Origin of the sequence: Coleofasciculus sp. C1-SOL-03 (assembly GCF_040220555.1) — a bacterium.
Taxonomy (GTDB): domain Bacteria; phylum Cyanobacteriota; class Cyanobacteriia; order Cyanobacteriales; family Coleofasciculaceae; genus Coleofasciculus.
The window spans coordinates 51,644-72,495 of sequence record NZ_JAVJUO010000200.1; the positions used below are offsets into that span (position 1 = coordinate 51,644).

At 42.7% G+C, this 20,852-nt stretch carries 24 protein-coding genes; 4 read left to right on the top strand and 20 right to left on the bottom strand.

Annotated features, from left to right (window positions below; translation table 11 throughout):
• Positions 1-94: 94 nt before the first annotated feature.
• From RIE73_RS31030 to RIE73_RS31110, 17 genes are all read right to left on the bottom strand, one after another.
• Positions 95-637 (bottom strand): GTP-binding protein, encoded by a 543-nt coding sequence (locus RIE73_RS31030; RefSeq protein ID WP_446404831.1) that lies wholly within the window; start codon positions 635-637, stop codon positions 95-97.
• Positions 638-781: 144 nt separating this feature from the next.
• Entirely contained in the window at positions 782-1,528 is a 747-nt protein-coding gene (locus tag RIE73_RS31035; protein ID WP_446404832.1) for an MIP/aquaporin family protein, read from the bottom strand.
• 359 nt (positions 1,529-1,887) lie between these two features.
• Positions 1,888-2,259: a roadblock/LC7 domain-containing protein gene (locus RIE73_RS31040; protein ID WP_446404833.1), complete on the bottom strand. Its 372-nt coding sequence runs from the start codon at positions 2,257-2,259 to the stop codon at positions 1,888-1,890.
• 1,253 nt (positions 2,260-3,512) lie between these two features.
• On the bottom strand, positions 3,513-3,896 hold the full coding sequence (locus RIE73_RS31045; protein ID WP_446404834.1) for a hypothetical protein: 384 nt from the start codon (positions 3,894-3,896) through the stop codon (positions 3,513-3,515).
• Positions 3,897-4,395: 499 nt separating this feature from the next.
• Entirely contained in the window at positions 4,396-4,767 is a 372-nt protein-coding gene (locus RIE73_RS31050; protein ID WP_446404835.1) for a roadblock/LC7 domain-containing protein, read from the bottom strand.
• A 90-nt stretch (positions 4,768-4,857) separates the two neighbouring features.
• Positions 4,858-5,373: a hypothetical protein gene (locus RIE73_RS31055; RefSeq protein ID WP_446404836.1), complete on the bottom strand. Its 516-nt coding sequence runs from the start codon at positions 5,371-5,373 to the stop codon at positions 4,858-4,860.
• Positions 5,374-5,797: 424 nt separating this feature from the next.
• Positions 5,798-6,169 carry a roadblock/LC7 domain-containing protein gene (locus tag RIE73_RS31060; protein ID WP_006102075.1) on the bottom strand — a complete coding sequence of 124 codons (372 nt, stop codon included), beginning with the start codon at positions 6,167-6,169 and terminating at the stop codon, positions 5,798-5,800.
• A 90-nt stretch (positions 6,170-6,259) separates the two neighbouring features.
• Complete coding sequence (locus RIE73_RS31065; protein ID WP_446404837.1) at positions 6,260-6,775, bottom strand: hypothetical protein; 516 nt, start codon at positions 6,773-6,775, stop codon at positions 6,260-6,262.
• A gap of 685 nt (positions 6,776-7,460) precedes the next feature.
• A complete protein-coding gene (locus RIE73_RS31070; RefSeq protein ID WP_446387013.1) occupies positions 7,461-7,832 on the bottom strand; it encodes a roadblock/LC7 domain-containing protein in 372 nt (123 codons plus the stop codon).
• A 69-nt stretch (positions 7,833-7,901) separates the two neighbouring features.
• Complete coding sequence (locus tag RIE73_RS31075; protein ID WP_446404838.1) at positions 7,902-8,399, bottom strand: hypothetical protein; 498 nt, start codon at positions 8,397-8,399, stop codon at positions 7,902-7,904.
• 211 nt (positions 8,400-8,610) lie between these two features.
• A complete protein-coding gene (locus RIE73_RS31080) occupies positions 8,611-8,982 on the bottom strand; it encodes a roadblock/LC7 domain-containing protein (protein ID WP_446404839.1) in 372 nt (123 codons plus the stop codon).
• A 166-nt stretch (positions 8,983-9,148) separates the two neighbouring features.
• Entirely contained in the window at positions 9,149-9,646 is a 498-nt protein-coding gene (locus RIE73_RS31085; protein ID WP_446404840.1) for a hypothetical protein, read from the bottom strand.
• A 143-nt stretch (positions 9,647-9,789) separates the two neighbouring features.
• On the bottom strand, positions 9,790-10,320 hold the full coding sequence (locus RIE73_RS31090; RefSeq protein ID WP_446404841.1) for a GTP-binding protein: 531 nt from the start codon (positions 10,318-10,320) through the stop codon (positions 9,790-9,792).
• Between the two features lie 395 nt (positions 10,321-10,715).
• The gene (locus RIE73_RS31095; RefSeq protein ID WP_446404842.1) at positions 10,716-11,087 is read right to left on the bottom strand and encodes a roadblock/LC7 domain-containing protein; all 372 of its coding nucleotides are present in this window, start codon (positions 11,085-11,087) and stop codon (positions 10,716-10,718) included.
• A 63-nt stretch (positions 11,088-11,150) separates the two neighbouring features.
• The gene (locus RIE73_RS31100; protein ID WP_446404843.1) at positions 11,151-11,705 is read right to left on the bottom strand and encodes a protoglobin domain-containing protein; all 555 of its coding nucleotides are present in this window, start codon (positions 11,703-11,705) and stop codon (positions 11,151-11,153) included.
• A gap of 616 nt (positions 11,706-12,321) precedes the next feature.
• The gene (locus RIE73_RS31105) at positions 12,322-12,693 is read right to left on the bottom strand and encodes a roadblock/LC7 domain-containing protein (RefSeq protein WP_446404844.1); all 372 of its coding nucleotides are present in this window, start codon (positions 12,691-12,693) and stop codon (positions 12,322-12,324) included.
• 216 nt (positions 12,694-12,909) lie between these two features.
• On the bottom strand, positions 12,910-13,380 hold the full coding sequence (locus RIE73_RS31110) for a hydrocarbon-binding protein (RefSeq protein ID WP_446404845.1): 471 nt from the start codon (positions 13,378-13,380) through the stop codon (positions 12,910-12,912).
• A 1,097-nt stretch (positions 13,381-14,477) separates the two neighbouring features.
• Between RIE73_RS31110 and RIE73_RS31115 the strand changes: the two genes are divergently transcribed.
• Positions 14,478-14,756 carry a GNAT family N-acetyltransferase gene (locus RIE73_RS31115; RefSeq protein ID WP_446371683.1) on the top strand — a complete coding sequence of 93 codons (279 nt, stop codon included), beginning with the start codon at positions 14,478-14,480 and terminating at the stop codon, positions 14,754-14,756.
• Positions 14,757-15,019: 263 nt separating this feature from the next.
• Here the strand turns inward: RIE73_RS31115 and RIE73_RS31120 are convergent, their stop codons facing one another.
• Both RIE73_RS31120 and RIE73_RS31125 read right to left on the bottom strand, forming a co-directional pair.
• A complete protein-coding gene (locus RIE73_RS31120) occupies positions 15,020-15,490 on the bottom strand; it encodes a hydrocarbon-binding protein (RefSeq protein WP_446404846.1) in 471 nt (156 codons plus the stop codon).
• A gap of 344 nt (positions 15,491-15,834) precedes the next feature.
• Complete coding sequence (locus tag RIE73_RS31125; protein ID WP_446404847.1) at positions 15,835-16,935, bottom strand: saccharopine dehydrogenase family protein; 1,101 nt, start codon at positions 16,933-16,935, stop codon at positions 15,835-15,837.
• Between the two features lie 566 nt (positions 16,936-17,501).
• On the opposite strand from RIE73_RS31125, the gene RIE73_RS31130 reads away from it, so the two are divergent.
• Positions 17,502-17,828: an STAS domain-containing protein gene (locus tag RIE73_RS31130; protein ID WP_006101943.1), complete on the top strand. Its 327-nt coding sequence runs from the start codon at positions 17,502-17,504 to the stop codon at positions 17,826-17,828.
• A gap of 464 nt (positions 17,829-18,292) precedes the next feature.
• Here the strand turns inward: RIE73_RS31130 and RIE73_RS31135 are convergent, their stop codons facing one another.
• Positions 18,293-19,432, bottom strand: a complete 1,140-nt coding sequence (locus tag RIE73_RS31135; protein ID WP_446404848.1) for a PP2C family protein-serine/threonine phosphatase — start codon at positions 19,430-19,432, stop codon at positions 18,293-18,295.
• Between the two features lie 216 nt (positions 19,433-19,648).
• On the opposite strand from RIE73_RS31135, the gene RIE73_RS31140 reads away from it, so the two are divergent.
• Both RIE73_RS31140 and RIE73_RS31145 read left to right on the top strand, forming a co-directional pair.
• Positions 19,649-20,092, top strand: a complete 444-nt coding sequence (locus tag RIE73_RS31140) for an ATP-binding protein (RefSeq protein WP_446404849.1) — start codon at positions 19,649-19,651, stop codon at positions 20,090-20,092.
• A 547-nt stretch (positions 20,093-20,639) separates the two neighbouring features.
• Positions 20,640-20,852, top strand: a 213-nt coding sequence (locus RIE73_RS31145; RefSeq protein ID WP_446404850.1) for a hypothetical protein, incomplete at its 3' end; no start/stop codon positions are given.

Below are 20,852 nucleotides of genomic sequence, written 5' to 3' on the forward strand. Positions count from 1 at the left end.
CCTTAAATCTATCCTGACTCAATTTTTTGTAAACCGCCAGCCATAAGCGTTACATCACTCAAACTGGCTTAAATCATATCTTCAATAAATAAAGTTATTTTCCGTCAATTTCCCCCAGAATAAGAGACTTAAGCTTGATTATGACTTTAAGTACAGAGGTTTTATTCATCGGATTAACCGTCATCACGATTGGGGATTTTTTTTTATCCAGATAATCCAAAGCATCGATAATTTCTGCTACAGACCTGGCATTTGGACAATCGGTATGAGTTATACCAACGATCATGGGGAGTTGTACGCGCTGATGCATATAGACGAGAATCTCACGAGCCGATGGAAGATCATCCGGACGGTGGGCTGCCACTAACAGAATATAAGCATCAGCTCTTTTGATTAACAAATCCCACATGAAATCAAAGCGAGATTGACCAGGAGTGCCGTAAATATGTATTTCCATTTCCGGACTGAGGATCAGACGGCTAAAGTCAAAGGCAACCGTCGTTTGTGGTTTCAATAAGGATGTGGAATCAGTTGATAAACGTTCGGTTTCGATCAAGTCAGTCTCACTAGCGGTTTGCACAAAGGTAGATTTACCCGAACTAACAGGTCCTGCGACAACGGCTCGTAAAGTTTTCATTGTCATATAAACATTACATTATTTGCCTAATTTAATTGTAGTTTTATTGCTTTTAGATAATTTTGCAGCAACAATATTTTAATTTACATGGTCAAATAAATTAATTTGTAGTTAAGCCAAATTGCGTTTTAAGATTTAGCTGGTTTAGGGGCGACCCGCTGAGATTAATAAACACCTGAAGTTCACTCCACTTACTCGAATCGCCCGCTGCTGAGGTAGACAAGTTTTAAGATTTTGCCAAAGTGAGTTCGTACAGTAAAGCCGCTGCAGCCCCCCTAATAAGGGACCCACCCAATACACCCAAATATTACCAAGTCCTCCGCCTAATAAAGCTGGTCCTAAATGTCGTGCTGGGTTCATCGCCCCCCCACTGATAGGACCTCCGGCGAGAATATCTAGAGCTACGGTTAAGCCAATAAATAAGCCCCCAACTTGGGGAGCGCGAGGATCAATGGCGGTACCGAAGATAACAAACACTAAGAAAAACGTCAGAAAAAACTCCATCGCCACTCCAGCAATTGGACTAATTCCTGATCCCAGTGCTGGCGTCCCCATACTGACGGCACTGAGAACCTGAATGGGAATACTCAGTTTGATCAGACTAGCGGCAAAAATTGCGCCTAAACACTGGAAAAGAACATATCCACCCGCATTTTTGGGATCAATTTTACCAGTTAGCAATGCTCCAAATGTCACGGCGGGATTCAGATGTCCACCACTGACGGCGGCTGTGGCGCTAACCATAACCGCAATGGTTAATCCATGGGCTAGAGCGATACCCGTTAGTCCGGCGCCTCCTTCGGTGATATGGTTCGCCGCGATCGCGCCGACTCCAATAAAGATTAAGGCAAACGTACCAATAAATTCGGCAATGAACGCTTTCCATTTCATCGCTGTAACTTCTCCTACAGTACATCATTTGAGTTGGCTGATTGATAAACGTTAGGTTGATTTGATGCTGCCAACGAGTCCAGTCCTAGATGTTTTTTGAGTGATGTCCCTGTACTGGAGATGCAATCCCTTGATTTACACTAAGTCAGTCAACCCAGGTTTAACTCAGGTTAAAACCCATCATTTCTGAAAATAGTTGTGCTGATTTACCTAGAAAATTGTTGTAATTTTCATCCAACCCCACTTATTAAATTAATTGAGTTAAGCAACTAACCCAGGCTACATCTTAGCTTCAGATTTGGGTGATAAAAATTACAACTTTTTCCCTAGATGAGTCTATTTATCAATAGACTAAATGACTACCTCATCGCCACTTTCAAGTCATCAACGACACGCTGAATCTCTAACTGTAAGACACCCTGTTTGGCATCTTTTCCGGCGAGGACGATTAAAACAGCATCTCGACCACAATTGGTCAAAATGCTAAACCCTTCGCCACTGGCAACGCTGATTTGATCCATGCCACCCTTAGCAAGTTCAGATCCAACCTTCTCTCCTAAGGACAGCATCGTAGCTGACATGGCAGATACTCGCACATCATCAACACCACCGGGTAAACTCGATGCAAGTGGCAAACCATCTGGAGTAACCACGGCAGCTCCCTCAACATCAGAGATTTTCGAGACAAAATTGTGCAAAATGCGGGTCATTTTGTCAGAATCAATCGGCATGTTTTTGCTCCTAATACATTTTAAGGGATTCAGATTCAGTTACTTGGTAGTCTAAGACTTATGAAACAAAGATTGTTTGTTTCTTCCAATTCATCTTTCTGTCGAAGTAAGATAATATCCGGTTTTTTTAGATAAAGTTTTATTGAAGATGTCCAGATTTTATGGGGAATTACTGAATTCATGACCGTCCTGTATTTGGTAACTTTAATTACCAAATATACGTAGTTAATCTTTGCTATGCTGTCATGCATTTAAATTAAGTATAGGTAGTGAGCAAGATGCTCACTACAACAAGGATTTCGCAATTCTTGGCATTAAGGTTTAAATGCTGAACAGCTTAAAACACTATGTTTGAAGCCCAGACTCCTTATTCGCAAAGATTGCAGGTAAAAAAATAAATAACCTATTAAGTGACCTAGAAAAGATCAAGTCTTTGGTCAATGAGGGGGTCGCTTATATTTACCAATTTGCACTAGCTAGAAAATTTTATTACTTGAGAAATTGAGACTTATACGAAGCACCTGGACATAAAGTTGGTCGCTGTACTCAGAAATATTAACACCCCTCAAATCCTTACTGTGGGAGCATCCCAAGTTGGCACGTTGGCTCTTTTAATGGGGATAAAACCCTTGCCATTGCGTTACTTTAGGTAATGCCTTGTCCAAAACAGGATACTCCCCTTTCTGTTCCCTGTTCCATCCTGATCTCAACCGTTAACTTGAATAAAAGTCCGACTACTTATATGCCTCTAACAAGCTGTATAGTATCTCAAGCCTAAGGCGATAGCTGGATAATTGCCAACCCAGTTAAGTATTTGTTTTTTAGTTAAAACCAGAAAAAATTTTTATTTATCATTGATAAGTAGTCGGGCAAAAGAAAATGGCACTGTGTTAAGTTTTGGTGTCTAGACGGTCAAAAAACTTGCAATGTAAGCCTATAGCAAAAGGCAGAGGACTCCAGGGCAGAAGGCTCCAAGGGAAAAGATTGACTGGTCAAGGTTTCAGCATTTACAGCGCTTTTCAAGTAAGTGAGGTACACATACAGATCCCCCATCTCCCCCATCTCCCTCATCTCCCCCATCTCCCTCATCTCCCCCATCTCCCCCATCTTCCCCATCTCACCACTTATGCAGCAGCCCCGACTTACCAACCTATGAAAAAACCCGGTTAAAACCGGGCCACACTACCTTTTGATGAAAAACTTACTCCGTATATTCAGCTATGTTGACAAATTTTTGAACGCCAAGTTGAGTACTACTTTGTAGTTTCATAATCACAGGTGAGTGGGCAAGCCGCGAAAATCGACTTATGCAGAATATTCTGCTCACCATGTAACCAGCTTAACCAACGGACTTCCTTCGGATTGACGCCCTTAAAGGTTAAGACGGCAGCGCCGAACAAAATGCCAAAAACATTCGCGCCAATCAAACCAACGGCGACAAGCAAAACGGCACTAATCGGCAAAAGTGATTGTAAGGAAATCGCCATAATTGCTCCAAGCGCCACCATTAAGACAATCAGCGGAAACCCTGCCACTAAGAGACTTACGGTTAGGGTAAATGTCCAAATTAAGAAGCCTGTGACCTTTTCGTTGAGTGAATAAGTCTTGGTTAAGTTTTCACGGGTTGTCATTTCCATGGACGTTCCTCCTATCGGGGATAAAAAACGGTCTTTATGTAACAAACCTTTAATCAATTTCTGTAATGTAAGAAATTACGAAGGTAAAACCCAGTATAGTGAACTTCTCCGGAGAAATGAGCTTTTTTTCAAAAAAATTTACAATCAGGGAAGACCATTTATGGATCACTCAGAGGATTAGACCAACAATTAAGGTCAAGCCTCGATTCTAGTTTGTCTCTTCCTATCGATAGATATGACTGCACTGCGTAACCTCTAAATCCTTAAACGGTAAGCCTTTGACGCCTTCATCTTTTGACGATGACCCATCCCCTAGATCAACATTGTTAACATTTCTTATACTTTTATGCCATGCTTCTCATAAACGCTCGGCTAACTTCAAAATAAGTATCTGGACATCTGTTCACTTTACTAAGAAATGTTAATCAGCGTCCACTCCACATAAACAAGAGCCCCGACTTCTTGGAGAAGTCGGGGATCTGTATACCTACCTAGATAGTTAAGACAGAACCATCCGCAATTCACCAACGGTGCGCTTGATGTCCAGCATCAACAGCCCTTGCTTCGCCGTTTTCGTCGCCAGAACCAGAAACACGGTATCTTCACCACAACTGGTGAGGATACTTAAACCCAGATCACCTTCGACATAGATACGGTCAATGGTACCGCGAACTAATTCTTTACCAATCCGTTCCCCTAAGGAAAGCATCGCCGCCGACATCGCAGAAACCCGTTCGTCATCCATACCACTAGGTAACGTTGTCGCCAGCGGTAAACCATCCGGCGTGACAATCGCAGCCCCTTCCACATCAGAGGCGGCTGAAGCAAAGTCTTTGATGATCATTCCTAGTTTTTCGGCGTTAATCGCCATTATGATTCTCCTTGTTTAATTTCCAACAGTCTTTGCAGTAATAGATACTCAAAGCTGAGATTTTTCCTGTTTCCATCGACGCTGTTACTCTTAGAGTTCAGGACGAACATTCCTGTTGATTTCACCCATAATGGCGTACTCGAACAGATCACAACTACCACCTTGTAAGAGTGATTCAATTTGAGTTCCCTGCAAGCGCAGATTCAGAAAGGCTTCGAGAAACCCTTGAACCGCCCCCATAGTGAAAGACGCTACTCGGGTTGAACCTTGAATTTCACCGAAGGAGTCAAAGGTTTCGCGAGTATAGACTTTGTAGACATCGCCATCTTGAATAATCTTGTCAATGACGCACAAACGAGTTCCGTCTTTGCCCAAGGCTAGCTGGGCTTTTTCGGTAATTTCTTCCAGGGAAACGGAGGCATCCTTGTCTACCAAATTGAGTTTTGTTGCTAGCTCTTTACCCCGTTGGCGACCTGCAGAAAGCATCGCGATCGCGGCGGCTTTTTCACCCAGCGCATCCTCGATACCGCTAACGATTGCCTTCATTTCTCCAATACTGCCAAAGTCTCCCAGTTCTTGACGTGGATCTTTTGCTGAATCTGCCATAGTATTTTCCTCATTCGAGGTTCGATTTTTGTGGTAATCAAGAGTTAAACTGTTCAGACAAAAATATGTTTAAACAGAAAATTTTCTTGAGGTTTTTTGGAAAATAAAACCTGTTTTGTTTATAGCCTTTAATTACCAGATCTACAGAATAATAAATATTTTCTTAATTAAGCAATCAGATGATTAACTTGGCGATAAAAACAAAATAAACTACTAAAATTATTAATTGTAAAAAAATAAATAAAAATAAAATAAAATAATGAAAGCTGATCAGGACACAAAAAATGGTAAAATATATTCCACAATTTTAGCTGTGCCACACCAGTAGGGACACGACATATCGTGTCCCTACAAATGGTGATGGAGAGGCTAATACAGGCTTGCAGCTTTATGCTTTTTTTGGGTTAGCTAGGTGATCAATCAATCACGACAGAACCATCCGCAATTCACCAACGGTGCGCTTGATTTCCAGCATCAAAAGTCCTTGTTTCGCCTCTTTCGTCGCCAGAACCAGAAACACGGTATCTTCACCACAACTCGTCAAGACACTAAAGCCTTTTGCACCCTCGACATAGATACGATCAATTGTACCGCGAACTAATTCTTTACCAATCCGTTCACCTAACGAAAGCATCGCCGCTGACATCGCAGAAACCCGTTCGTCATCCATACCACTCGGTAAAGTCGTCGCCAGAGGTAAACCATCTGGGGTGACAACCGCAGCCCCTTCAACATCAGAAGTGGCTGACGCAAAGTCTTTGATGATCATTCCTAGTTTTTCGGCGTTAATCGCCATTATGATACTCCTTGTTAAACTTCCAACAGTCTTTGCAGTAATAGATACTGAAAGCTGAGATTTTTCCTGTTTCCATCGACGCTGTTACTCTTAGAGTTCAGGACGAACATTCCTGTTGATTTCACCCATAATGGTGTACTCGAACAGATCGCAGCTACCACCTTGTAAGAGTGATTCAATTTGAGTTCCCTGCAAGCGCAGATTCAGAAAGGATTCGAGAAACCCTTGAAACGCCCCCATGGTGAAAGACGCTACTCGGGTTGAACCTTGAATTTCACCGACAGAATCAAAGGTTTCGCGAGTATAGACTTTGTAGACATCGCCATCTTTGATAATCTTGTCAATGACGCACAAACGAGTTCCCTCTTTGCCCAAGGCTAGCTGGGCTTTTTCCGTAATCTCTTCCAGGGAAACGGAGGCATCCTTGTCTACCAAATTGAGTTTTGTTGCTAGCTCTTTACCCCGTTGGCGACCTGCAGAAAGCATTGCGATCGCGGCGGCTTTTTCACCCAGCGCATCCTCGATACCGCTAACGATTGCCTTCATTTCTCCAATGCTGCCAAAGTTTCCCAATTCTTGACGTGGATCTTTCGCTGGATCTGCCATAGTAATGTCCTCATTTAATCAAATTTTGTTGGCATTAAGAGTTTAGCTGTTCAGATACGAATAGGTTTCAACAGCCAAATCCTGGGAGGGGTCTTAGTAAATAATTTCTGTTCTTGTTTTAGCAGTTCATTGCCAATATGTCTGCACACTAAACATTTTTTAAATTAATTAACTATAGAAAATATGAGTAAATTAACTCTCGCTCTGATCCCCAAATAGTTAAGTTGTTTATTTTATTAGAAATAACGATAAGAATATTTTCGTTTAATTTAACTACTCTCATAATAGAGTCATTATAAATTAATTTTAGCGATAGTTTGTTTAATTTATAATCTCAACAGTGGAATAGCTGATCGGTTGGGTTAACGCCTGTTAATTCGTCAGACAAAAGAAAACAGCACGCCCACTAAGTTTTGTAAACAAGCGGCAACCCCTTACATAAACGTAGCTTGCTTCTCAAGGATAGCTAGTTCTTCACCGTTCACATTAATTATGTCCACCTACTTATAGGGGTAAGGTGGGCAATGCCCACCCTACTGGCTTGGCAAGCTTAAAACGGTGGTCAAGTATTTTCAAGGAACCCTTATGAGAGTAGCGATTCAGAAAAATTTTACCCACAACTTTAAGCTTGCCAGCCTAATAGGGCTTGCTTCACAAGTGAAGAAACCCTTACCCATCAAGGTGATTACGACAGAACCATCCGCAATTCACCCAAGGTGCGCTTGATGTCCAACATCAACAGTCCTTGCTTCGCCGTTTTCGTCGCCAGAACCAGAAACACAGTATCTTCACCACAACTGGTGAGGATACTTAAGCCTTGATCACCTTCGACATAAATACGGTCAATGGTACCGCGAACTAATTCTTTACCAATCCGTTCCCCTAAGGACAGCATCGCCGCTGACATCGCAGAAACCCGTTCGTCATCCATACCACTAGGTAACGTTGTCGCCAGGGGTAAACCATCCGGCGTGACAATTGCAGCACCTTCCACATCAGACGCGGCTGCTGCAAACTCTTTGATGATCATTCCTAGTTTTTCGGCATTAATAGCCATTGTTATACTCCTTGTTCAATTTCAAATAGTCTTTGTCGTGATAGATACTGAACGAAAACTCGAACCCTTTTAGTGATTGACTGCAGGAAGATCCGCGTACTCTAATACATCAAAATTGCCACCTCGTAAGACAGATTCAGTTTGAGTTCCTCGTAGGCGCTTACCGAGAAATGCTTCGAGAAATCCTTGAATTGCCCCCATGGTGAATGTACATTGCCGGGATGAGCCTTCGGATTCACCCGCTGAACAAACAGTTTCGCGAGTATAGACTTTGTAGGTATCACCCTCTTGGGTAACTTGATCAATAACGCACAAACGAGTTCCCTCTTTGCCCAAAGCTTCCTGGACGTGTTGCGTCACCTCTTCCAGGGACATGGAGGAACCCTTGCCCACCAAATCCAGGTCTTCGGCTAACTTTTTACCCCGTTGGCGACCTGCTGAAATCATCGCGATCGCGGCAGCTTTTTCGCCCAGCGCTTCTTCGACTCCAACCACGATTGCTTTCAAGCAAACAATGCTGCTAAAGTCTCCAAGTTCTTGACGTAGTTCATTCTTGGCAATTGCCATAATACTTTCCTCCTTTCATTCTAAAAAATGCTGGCATTAAAAGCCGAGGAATAGCTGCATAAAAATTATTCTTATACAGCTATTTTCGGGTTAGTTTTAGGTAATAATCCCTATTTCTGTTTTAGCAATTAATCGTCAATATGTCTGTAGTTTTCTATGATGTTTTCATGAAGTATACATAAAATCTATACTTTAATTAATGTTATGAAAATTACGACAAAAAGAAATTAAACTGATTCACAGTCCGTTGGATTTCTAACTTTAAAAGTCCCGGCTTGACGGCTTTGCTGGCTAAAACCAGAAAAACGGCTTCTTCGCCACAACGGGTTAACAGGCTCAAGCCATGGTTCCCTTCTAAATAAATGCGAGCAATCGTTCCCCGATTCAGTTCATGACCAATTTGCTCACTCAGAGATAACATGGCAGCTGATATTGCCGATACCCGTTCATCATCCATATCAACGGGTAGACTAGCCGCTAGGAGTAAACCATCGGGAGTAATCATTGCTGCACCTTCCACATCAGGGGTATTACTCACAAATGTTTGGAGAATACGCCCTAATTTGTAAGGATTAATTGCCATAGCTGTCGTTTTGCTTTAATTGATTAAATCATCTCCTTTGTGCAAACGTCATGTAGAGACGTTCCCAAGGAACGCCTTTACTCAAAGCATGACGATGTTCAGCTTTTTGCGTCTGTATTCTATTTACGCTATTCTGCACTCGTAAACTCTAATCCCAAAAACCCGATTATTTTTGGATAGCGCCTAAAATCTGGTACTCGAAAACGTCGTGAGTTCCTTCCCGCAATGTTGATTCAGTCTGAGTTGCCCGTAAACGCTTACTTAAAAAGGCTTCAAGAAACCCTTGAATTGCCCCCATTGTAAATGTACATTGCCGAGACGAGCCTTGAGGTTCACCTGCTGAACAAACCGTTTCGTGAGTATAGACTTTATATCCTTCGCCTTCCTGGGTAATCTTGTCAACCACGCACAAGCGAGTCCCCTCTTTCCCTAGAGCATATTGAACTTTTGCCGTTACATCCGCTAAAGAAAATTCTTTACCTTTGTCCACTAAATCAAGCTTTTCCGCTAACATTTTTCCCCGTTGACGACCCGCAGAAATGAGCGCAATTGCTGTCGCTTTATCCCCTAAAGCTTCTTCGACGCCAGTAATAATGGCTTTGAGGCAAATAATACTGCTAAAGTCTCCAAGTTCCTGACGTAATTCATTGGTTAAAATCGCCATATCGATCTCCTTTACTTGTGTGAATTGGCTAACAATATTCTTTGACGTATATATTTATTCTTAGAACAGTAGGTTAATTCAGTTTTATCTGTAATCATATAATTTTAATTTTTGTTGCACATAAAGATAAACTTAATTAATATCTAGATAGTTTGATCAGTTAATACTTGTAATGCTTTCATGATTGAATGTTTTTCTCTCGGATTAATATTCAAAATAGGTGGACAATGTTCAGCGTTAGCAATCCCTAAATGTTTGACAATTTCTGCTGCAGGTAACGCACCAGAACAATCAGTATGAGTCAAGCCAATCACCATAGGCACTTGAACGCGATCGTTCATAAACGCCAAAATATCTTTGGCGTAAGAAAAACTACTCGGTTGATTAGCTGTGACAAGCAGAATATAAGCATCAGCTCCTTTGATTAAAATATCCCACATAAAATCAAAACGAGTTTGACCAGGAGTCCCATATATATACAAATTTTTATTGGCATCTAATACCAGCCTGCCAAAGTCGAACGCAATAGTTGTTGTCTCTTTGAATGAATTTTCTCTGTCAGAATCACTGACATTGCGTTCTATTTCTACGACATCAACTTCACTGGCTGTTTTTACAAACGTAGACTTACCTGCTCCTACAGTTCCGGTTATAACCACACGTATATTTTTCATATAACTTATTTCGCTATCTAGTCTTAGTCTTTCCGTTTTTTGAAGTAATTTTTAATCACAAAATAAGTAGGTGACCACAATTCAAGTGAACGGTAGAGAACTCGCTGCCCTTGAGAAGCAAGCTATGTCCTTTGTAAAAGTTTGAGGACTATTTACTTGCACTGGCTCCGGAGCGTGCTGTTTTCTTTTGTGCGACTACTTGTTTTTTATTTAAGCTTAATGCTTAATAATTTGCAGCTATTATCAGCTCAATTTTGAGTTTTGATCGGGGGTGATGTGGAAGAAAAAACAGAAAATGCTGTTAAAAGTATAGTTAAGCTATGTCAGGATATCTTCGGCTATTACTGCTGATTAGTAACATCGCTAAAATATTTCCTGACACAGAATTAACTTAGTTACATCAAAACTGATTTGAGATCGCCGAGAGTGCGTTTAATGTCTAACATCAAGAGTCCTTGTTTGGCTTGTTGAGTAGCTAGAACGAGAAAAACAGCATCTTCACCACAACTGGTCAAAATACTTAACCCTTGGTTACCTTCAACATAAATGCGATCAATGGTACCGCGAACCAGTTCTTTACCGATTCGTTCACCTAAAGATAGCATCGCTGCAGACATGGCTGATACCCGTTCATCATCCATATTACTAGGCAACGTAGTCGCCAGAGGTAAACCATCGGGAGTGACAATAGCAGCACCTTCGACATCACTCGCTGCTGAGACAAAATCCTGGAGAATATGTCCTAATTTTTCCGAATTGATCGCCATTGCTTGTTTTACTCCTGCTGAAATTCGAGAAATTATGAATGTAGTTTAGTCATGAACCTTGAGTTACATCGAAGCTGCACCTGTGGAAATTAGGCGTTTGAATAAGCCTTCTGTCCAGCCAGTTTCTTGAAGGACTGCTGCTGATGTGACTTCCAGGTAGGCTTGTTCAATAAAGGCTAAATCAATCATGCAAATTCGACCGAGGGCATCTCGTAATTCTTCATTTTTGTCTGCCTCTTTTAGCTTTTTACCCACGGCATTAACCACAATCGCCATGGCTGGAACCACATGTTGTGGTCCAATACCAATCTGAACATGAACTAAACCAATTCGCCAACGGCGATCGGCATAAGCATTACCCCAATCATCCATGCCAGTAAACATTTCGTAAAACCATTGGGTAAAGGTTTCACGTAGGCGATGCATTCGCCCTTCTTTAGCATTCAGAATTTCGCTCATTTCTGGATCTCGCCCCAAATAAGCATAGAAATGATTTGCCATTTCTGGAGCGATATCTTTGCCCCAAGTGGCGTTAGCTTTGAGGATGGCTTTGTCTTCATCGGTAAAGCTAATACGCTTTGCCATTGTCTCCATAAATGCATGAGCATCTAAGGTCATAGTTTTCTCCTAACAGCATGAAGTTTTAATCTTCTTCATTGATAACAAATAACTTTTATGATTGTCCATATAGTTTTGTGTTGTTTTCATAAAGAATAGTTGATTCATAAAATCAAGCAGCACAAAATGGTTAAATACCCAATTAAAAGCAAAGCATGGTATTTACATGAATTGAATGCAACGCACTCTTAAGATTAATGGCACTGAACTAAGCATCAGGAAATCGATAAAACCTTTAATATACCGTAGGGTAGGCATTGCCAACCAGCCTTAATTCAGTGGCATTTCTATTAAGATAGTGATTGAATTCAGAACTATCCAACTATTAAAAATTAGATGATACCTAGAATGGATATCCTTGTATCCAACTAAGTCTGCATCCAACCTTTGCCAAGGACAAAGGACAAAAGACATAACGTTCCTGACATTACCTTTTTTCATGCGTTAGCAGATAAGTCCGGAGCGTTAGCTTAAATCAGTATTGGGGTTATCTCTATGCTTGTGTCCAGATATACAGTTTGGCTTATGTATAGTTTTATTATTTGTGATCATAATTTATTGAATGCGATCCCCGACTCCTTAAAGAAGCCGGGGTGCAAATAGGAAACCTACCCAATTATTCCAAACTGACTTTAATTTGGGTAACAGTCCGGTTTATATCCAAGTTGAGAGCGCCTTGTTTGGCATCTTTCCCAGCCAGAACGATGAACACGGCTTCTGGACCGCAGTCGGTCATAATGCTGTAGCCGTCATCCCCTTCGACTAAAATGCGATTCGTTTGACCTCCCAAGAGTTCCTTGGCAATCCGTTCACCCAGGGACAGCATGGTAGCGGACATCGCGGAAATCCGCTCTTCAGCGACTGCACCCGGTAAGCTAGACGCGAGAGGTAAACCATCCGGCGTGACAATCGCAGCACCGACGACATCAGACGTCGTCGAGACAAAGTTCTGAACCAGATGACTCAGTTTCTGAGTATTGATTCCCATTCTTGTGTTTCTCCTTAACGTTAATAGAGGACAATGAAGTTAAGTTGTGTAACGAAAACAAGCATGGCTGACTGGTTCGATGTTATAGTTACCTACTTCTGGGTTTTAGCCCAAACGGTAAGGCTACCCAGTCAGCTCACGATGAGCATAAGGCGGCTAAGAGAAGATTTGCTGAGTGTGATAGCAGAGCAATCCTCTTAGCTGCTTTTTGTCGAATTACTCAACAGTAATAAACTCGAACAGGTCGTAAGAGTCACCTCGAAGGACTGACTCTGTTTGTGAACCCTTCAATTTCTGCTGTAGCAGTTCGGTTAAGACGCCCCAAACCAAACCTAGGGTAAAGGTACATTTGGGAGGCTCTCCTTCAGTTCCGCCGATCGCGCAGAGGGTTTCTGTGGTGTAAACCTTGACAGTGTCACCTTCTTGGGTAATCTTGTCAATGATGCACAAACGAGCACCCTCTTCACCCAAAACCTCGGCGATTTGCTTAGTCGCATCTTCCAAGTTTTGAGTAGTCCCTTTGAATCCCAACTTTTCCGCCAGTTCTTGTCCATGCTTACGACCAGCAGCCGTCAGCGCCACGGCTGTCGCCTTTTCACCTAAGGCGTCGGTCATCCCTTCAACCAGAGCGCGGAAAGATTCAATACTGCTGAATTGTCCTAATTGATCGCGTTTGAGTTCTAACACGTTGACTCCTTATTTTTGACAATACATGAGTAGAACACTTTATCAACCAAGAAAGTGTTGAACCAAACAATGCCTATCAGTCAAACATACTATTTTTAGGAATTTCTTGAAAAGGAAACCCTAATTCTAGCTATTTGGCTGTTTTTATACGCATTGCTCCTTGGTTCCTACGAATAACATACAGATTCAATTAATGTCATCCGGAAAGTTATATGTTTTTTTTGTGCCAAGTATAGACATTGACAGATGGTTTTCTTAGAATTAAGATAGTCCAAATTTTGCATAAAAAATTTTTTTAAAAAGAATTTTTATTAAGAATATAAAATAAATATAATTTTTCAGGAAAGTATTTAATGTTTACTTAAATACAAAGATGCATCGAAGATGTATTTAAATGAAGTATTGCTTCCGGTTCTGACTTTTCACCGGAAGTCTTAAGTAAGTAGGTGGGGATAATTAAAGTTAACGGTAGGAAACTCGCTTTCGCGAGAAGCAAGCTACGTCCTTTGTAAGGGTTTGAGCTTTTTTTACAAAACTTAGTATAGTGCTGTTCTCTTTTGTCCGACTACTTAGAGACGTTCCCGGAAATGGTGAGTTAATTCAAAATCAACAATTCGATTGTATTACATGCAAGATATTTTGCAAGACTTGACACTGACTCAATCAATAGAATATGATAAATAAGATAGGATATAGATCGATGATAAAAAGGTCATACTCTATCTTTTTTTCTCTGAACCAGGAAATTTCGTATCGAGAAATCAACGCAATATTTTAAATTTTTCTAAGGAGAATTTTTCCCAAAAAATAGTGCTGATACTCGTGAAAATCTACCGCTCAGAGTGAATCAACCATCAGGGCAAAAACTGAGACAATCGTAAGGATTCTGAGAGTCTTCAGAAATACAGCCCAGGATTTGTCGAAAAACCGGCTAGTGCAGCACACTTGAATTTAGCCAATACCCCTGAGTTCAGCGTCGCTACAAGTGTTCATTTTTCCGAATAACCCTGTAACCTGTATCCCACCTCATTAAGTTATCAGCCTTTGGCATCGAATTCGGGTTAATACAACGCCGCGATTCAGCGGTAAGGTGAATTATGTTTGAACTAATCGTGCAAAACGAGATTGTCGGGGAAATCGTCTTTAGTATCGCACCTGATGGATTTGGTGTGATTAATCTCATCGAAGTTAAACCCACCTGTCGAGGGAAAGGATTCGGAAATCAGCTTTTAAATGAAGCCATCGCTCAACTTAAATGCCAAGGCGTGAAGGGGATACGCCTGACTCCGATTAAAACCAAGAATCCTTTTATCGTAGATTGGTACAAAAAGAAAGGATTTGTCTTGAACAGAGACAGAATGCTTTTAACGTTTTAACCGTTGCATTCGGCTCATACTGAGAGCTTACGCCAGTAGCAAGAGGGTTTTGTATAGTGGCGTGTAAAATTGGGGAATAGATTTTGCGGGTTTTATGGGCGCACGTCGGTGCACCCTTACAATTTGGAAAAAACCTGATCTTTTTCCTCTTTTACCTGCCAATAAATAATGTAGAGGCGTAGTATGCTACGTCTCTACTAACGGCGGCTTTTTTACCTTTGGTATTATCCTTAAAGACAATAAAAAGCCGCTCTTTTTACACATTAGGTGAGTACAGTAAACTCAAACAAGTCGTAACTGTCACCCCGAAGCACAGATTCCGTTTGAGTTGCCTTCAGTTTCGATTGAAGTAGTTCACCTAATACTCCCCAGACTAGACCGAGTGTAAAGGTACACTTGGGAGGATTTTCTTCAGTTCCACCGATCGCACAGAGGGTTTCTGAGGTATAGACTTTGATTGAATCGCCATCTTGAACAATGCGATCAATTATACAAAGACGAGAACCTTTTTCTCCCAAAAGTTCCGTGATTTGTTTGGCAGCATCTTCTAAGTTTTGTCCCGAACCTTTGAAGCCCAACTTTTCAGCAACTTCCTTACCGTGTTTCCGACCCGCAGAGGTCAGTGCTACGGCTGTAGCCTTGTCTCCTAAAGCATCTGTCATGCCTTCCACAATCGCCCGGAAGGATTCAATGCTGCTGAGTTGTCCGAGTTTATCGCGTTTTAGTTCTAACACATTTGCTCCTTATTTTCCGAATGGATCGTGAGATGTTTCCTTGATTTGTCTAGGTATTTAGTTATACAGAAGTAATTTTATAAGTTCTTAAGATTTAGACTTTATCAAAGATAAAATCTGAATCACAAAACCCTGGATACTTTGCACTTATTGGTTACATCTGTAATACTTTTAAACCATACTCAGCATAGCTTGCATTTCCGGAAAAAGCCAACTTTTTTCTTGTTGTATCATTCAAAAAAATAAAACGAAATATTGTTGAGCAAAAAATAAAACAATTTGAATGATTCGTTTTCAGATCACTCTATAAAAACACATTAATTCTATCCAATAATGCTAAACCTTTAGCTCAGTAGAGTCCTGTGCGAATGAATTTTGATATTTCGGCGTTGCATCGCTTGCTCAAATAAGTCCGTTGTCAGCGCTTGTTCAACTGACCAAATACCGGGTTTCCTGAGTTGACCTGCCAGTATAAACTGGGCAATGCTACCTGTACCTGCACCAGCCGCCGCTGCTGTATTTTCATGCACCAAGGTTGAGACAACTGTGACAGGTTGGTTCTCCTGGTAACCTGTGACTTGGGCGCGAATGGCAATGCCAATCCCACTGATGCGATCGCTAAATTGAGTCATGCGGTAGCTGAGTTGGGACAAAGACTCGATATTTTCGGGTTTCCTTAACCAATTGGTGGGAAACAGATGGGCGGTGATCCAGGTGAGGTGGTTATAAATATCGGGAATTGAGCCAAACTTGGTGATCACCGTTTTCACGGGGAAGGAATTGACAAGGGTAACGGTTTCGGGTACATCGAACCAGTAGACGCCGACCTTGCCATAAGGTTGAGGGAAATGAACCGTTTCGCGATCGCTATAGGGTTTTACCTGACGCCACTGGTTATCAATCCACGCCGCAAAGGGTTCTGTTAACCCCAGAAACGTGGTTCGCATCACGGTTACGCCAGCGCCACCGGAACCGGCTACGCCATAATTCAGGTGAATGGTTTCCGGCTGATCCAATTGTTCAACCGCCTGACGCACCATGCTATTGGAGATTCCGGGAAAAACCCCAGTATTGATAATCGCCGTGACACCCGCCGCCGCTGCTGCTTCATGATCGGCGAAGGCTTTGTGGATAAAGGTGCGATTATCACTCACATCCAGATAATTTACGCCCATCTCGATGCAGGTTTTGAGAACCGAGGCATCGCGATAGAGAAAAGGACCGGCGCAATGGATCACCAGATTATGAGAGGCGATCGCCCGCCTCAACCCCTCGCGATCGGCTAAATCTAGGGTGAGAAACTGTACCTGTGGCGAAAATGCTGTCTGTGATGTCTGGTGACGCCCTGTAATCGTAATTTGTGCTGGGGTATGGGCAATCAGATCTTGCATAACATTGCTGCCGATACGTCCTTGTCCCCCTAGAATCAAAACTTGGTCTGTCATTGCCCAATTTCGTAATCTCCTTACTGAAGCTTACCAAGTCCTTTACCGCTGAGATCAAGGTTGCCGCTACCTGGGACGTCCACAGTCATCCATTCACACCTCAACCGTTAACTTTAATGAAAGTCCGACTCAGTAGTCGGACAAAAGAAAACGGCACTGTGTTAAGTTTTGTAAATAAGCCTCAAACCCTTACTGTTGCCTGTTGCCTGTTGCCTAATCTCAACTGTTAACTTTAATTGTGTCCGACTACTTACTTAGGAGGGTCTATTGATAAGCTATAGTAAATGTGCTTACCGAAAAAATCCGGATGGATACGGCTGGACTCGGTAAGGAGTGACGTATCTCCGCCCAAGTTGAGATACATTCCATCCCTGACCAATGCAGATAGCTGATCCAAGGAAAACAGAATGAAGTTACTCAAGAGAGATATCTCTATAATCTCTCCAGAGGATAAAAACTGCCCAAAAACGACACCTCTCCTCAGCCCAAAAGTTTGGCTGATTTGAATTGTCGCAGCTATACTGGCAAGGTCTGGATATTTCTGTAACGGCAGTCATAAGTAGTATATGAGTCCTGTGGTTAAAGTTGTTCAACCCTCTGGTATCTTAGATGGCACAAAAGCCGGTCAATTTCGTCAAGAGATTAGCGACCTTGTGCAATCGAATGCCGACATCGTATTGATTGATTTTCAAGACGTTACCTTTATGGATAGTTCGGGCTTAGGGGCACTGGTTCTTGCCCTTAAGACCGTTCGTGCTGCTGGGGGAAAGCTCTTTGTTTGCTCAGTCAACGAACAGATCAAAATGTTATTTGAACTGACAAGCATGGATCGGGTTTTTGAAATCTTCCCCACACGAGAAGCGTTTGAGGAGGCGGTCTCCTCTAGTGCATGATTCTCCTGGGTTAGCCCAATTTGGCAAAGCCTCCTAAGAATCTCTGCACTGAAGGGTGAGTATTCAAGTTTCTCAGTAGCTGATCCCCTTTTAGTAACAACCCGCCAGGAATGCAAATCCTTGGCGGGTCACTGTTCTTTACCAATGTGGGGGTCTATTGTTAATCTCAAATCCACCTTTGTTACCCCCTTTTTGCCACAGCGATTGAAATTGCTGCTACACAAACCCAGTCCGCCTACGTGGACTAGGTTATAGGGGGGTGGGGAACCCGGATTTAGTATAAAGACCCAATCTGCTTTTGGAATTTTGAAATCCCCTTTATAACTTGAGTGTTTTTTCCTGAGAACCTTTTGACCTGTGCACTCTGCCTTGTCCTTCCCACAAGGGCGTAGTCCACCCGGATTTAGGGCGGGAATCCCCGACTTCAGCTACTCCTTCCCCAGCTCCGGAAGTCGGGGAGGATGTCAATCAAAGTTAATTTCTAGCAAAGACAAATCGTCATCGAAAAAGTCTTTGGGATTTAAGGCGTCAACGCCCTCTAAGATCGAGTTTAGGTTACACGAACTATCGACTCTACACTCACCCAGAAGTTTGACGAATGAGTCAAGTCCCCAGATATTACCATCCGGTTGGTGAATCTCGTAAATCCCATCGCTGAAAATGTAAAGAGAACTGGATGCGCTAACGTCGCAGCTATCATCAACATACTCAGCCTCAAGCAGCATACCCACAGGCAGTCCTGTTGTCTTCAACAGATTAACATCCCGACTAGATGAGGGCTTACCCGAAAATAAGACTGCCGGTGGATGTCCAGCACTGGCATAAACCAGTTGGCGCTTCGTCCGATTATAGACTCCATACCAGATAGTAAAGTATTTATCGTTACGTGCTGTCATCTGAAAGGTCTGGTTTAACCCTCGCAGAACATCGCTGGGTTGGTAATAGTTAATATTCGGCAGGGTACGTGACCTCAAAAGATTTAACACCGACAGGGTTGGCAAAGCTGCTCTCAAGCCATGTCCAGCCGTATCTAACAGATAAATTGCCAGGTGTTCGGAATCCAACCAATAGTAATCGAAGCCATCACCTCCTAATTGCCGAGACGGAATGAATCGAGACTCAATCGTTACAGGCGGTTCGGTCATCTGGTCTGGCAGAATGGAACGGACATACTCCGCTGCTTCTGCGAGTTCCATTTCCAGCAAATGTTTTTGATGCTGCAAATCGCGGCTCAGTTCATGCAATCTTAAGCCGGAACGCACTCGCGCCTGCAACTCAGCGATTTCGATTGGTTTACAGATAAAGTCATCCGCCCCAGCATCCAGTCCCTTCACTCGATCCCCAACGGAACCGAGCGATGTCAGTAAAATAAACATGGTGGTGGATAGGGTTGGCGTTGCCTTAATTTGACGGCAAACTTCTAGTCCGTTCATCCTGGGCATAATCCAATCACAAATGACCAACGCCGGATGTAACTGCCGCGCAAGTTCAAGACCCTCTTCGCCGTTGCTAGCGATGGTGACGTCATAACCTTGGTTATGAAGCGTCCGTTTCAGCAGTATTTGAATGGCGGGGTCGTCATCAATAATTAGAATTTGGGTCATGGCATCGAGATAATACAAGTCACTCAAGGAGATTGCAGATGCACGCGCTTACAACAAGAAGGAACACTCGATGAAGCTAAGGGTAGTTTCATGAGAAAGTGATAAAGATCTCAAGGTCAGTGCATAAATGGTAGAGCAAGGGTTAAATCTAGGGTAGACTGGATTTTTTCACAGGGAGTATCTGTTCATTTTAATTCTGGCTTTGATGTCGTTGATGTGAAAGGCTTTGAGCAGTTGAGAGAGCTTCAAACATTTAGCAAGCAATTTCCTTCCGACCTGAATGCGTTAGACCAGGTTTTATCCTGGTTTGGGGAGCTTCACCCCTCCTCAATCGAAACAAAAGTCTGGTTACAGTGCAAACTAGCGCTTGCGGAAGGATACACTAACGCGGTGAAATATGCCCACAAAGACCTACCGCCCAGTGTTTCCATTGAGGTTGAGGTAATTCTGGGGCAATCGCCCCAACGCCTAGAGATACGGGTCTGGGACTGTGGAGCGCCGTTTGATTTTGAGCGGCGACTCCGAACTCCATCGTCCTTGCCTGATGATCAGGCTGAAGGAGGGCGAGGACTGGCTATTATGCAAAAAATTGCCGATAAGCTCAGTTATACACGTATGGATGATAACCGTAACTGTTTGACAATTGTTAAATTTTATTAAAATTCCCGACCGCCCGGTGTCGGGCAGCGGGGAAGTGCATTGGTGTCAACTTAAGCTGAAAAGCGGGGGAGCTGGGGTAGCTCTGTTTACGGTAATAGCCTAGAGTAAAGCCTGTGGGTACGCTTTCAGTATAATTCCTGAAAGCGAGCCTCTGGTAAGGATTGTGGCTGAAGTTGACACGGATGAGGGGAGTGGGGGAACTCAGGTGTAGGGGTGCATATTGCCAACGTAGTTGGTTATAAGCGAAAACCCAGCTTCTGAAGCTGGGTTACTTTTTATGGGTTACGCTCAATTGCTCTATCTGCTCCGAATAACTGAATCAAACTTGGGTAAACCTAGCTTGATGCTGACCCGAATTAAGCGGCTTGCCTGGGGATGGGATCACCATTTAACGACCGCTGCCACGATTGTCATCGTTGCCCTTAACATCAAACACCAGACGCTTGGGTGATGGATTGGATAAAATGACTAAGCTTTCACGTTCTCGCCTAAAATAAGATGCTTGTGAAAACTCGCTCATGTTGTTGCACATCGCTTGTAGATCTCCGTGTCCAAGTTGCTACAGCCTTTTTTCCAATCAATAGGGCGCAAATCAGGACAAACCCTAAAATTGGGAGGAGGATGGGCGGGGGCTTGGGGAGATGAGGGAGATGAGGGAGATGAGGGAGATGAGGGAGATGAGGGAGATGGGAGAGCTGGGGGAGTTGGGGAAGCTGGGGAAGCTGGGGCAGAAAAAATTCGATTTAGAAGTTATAGCAGC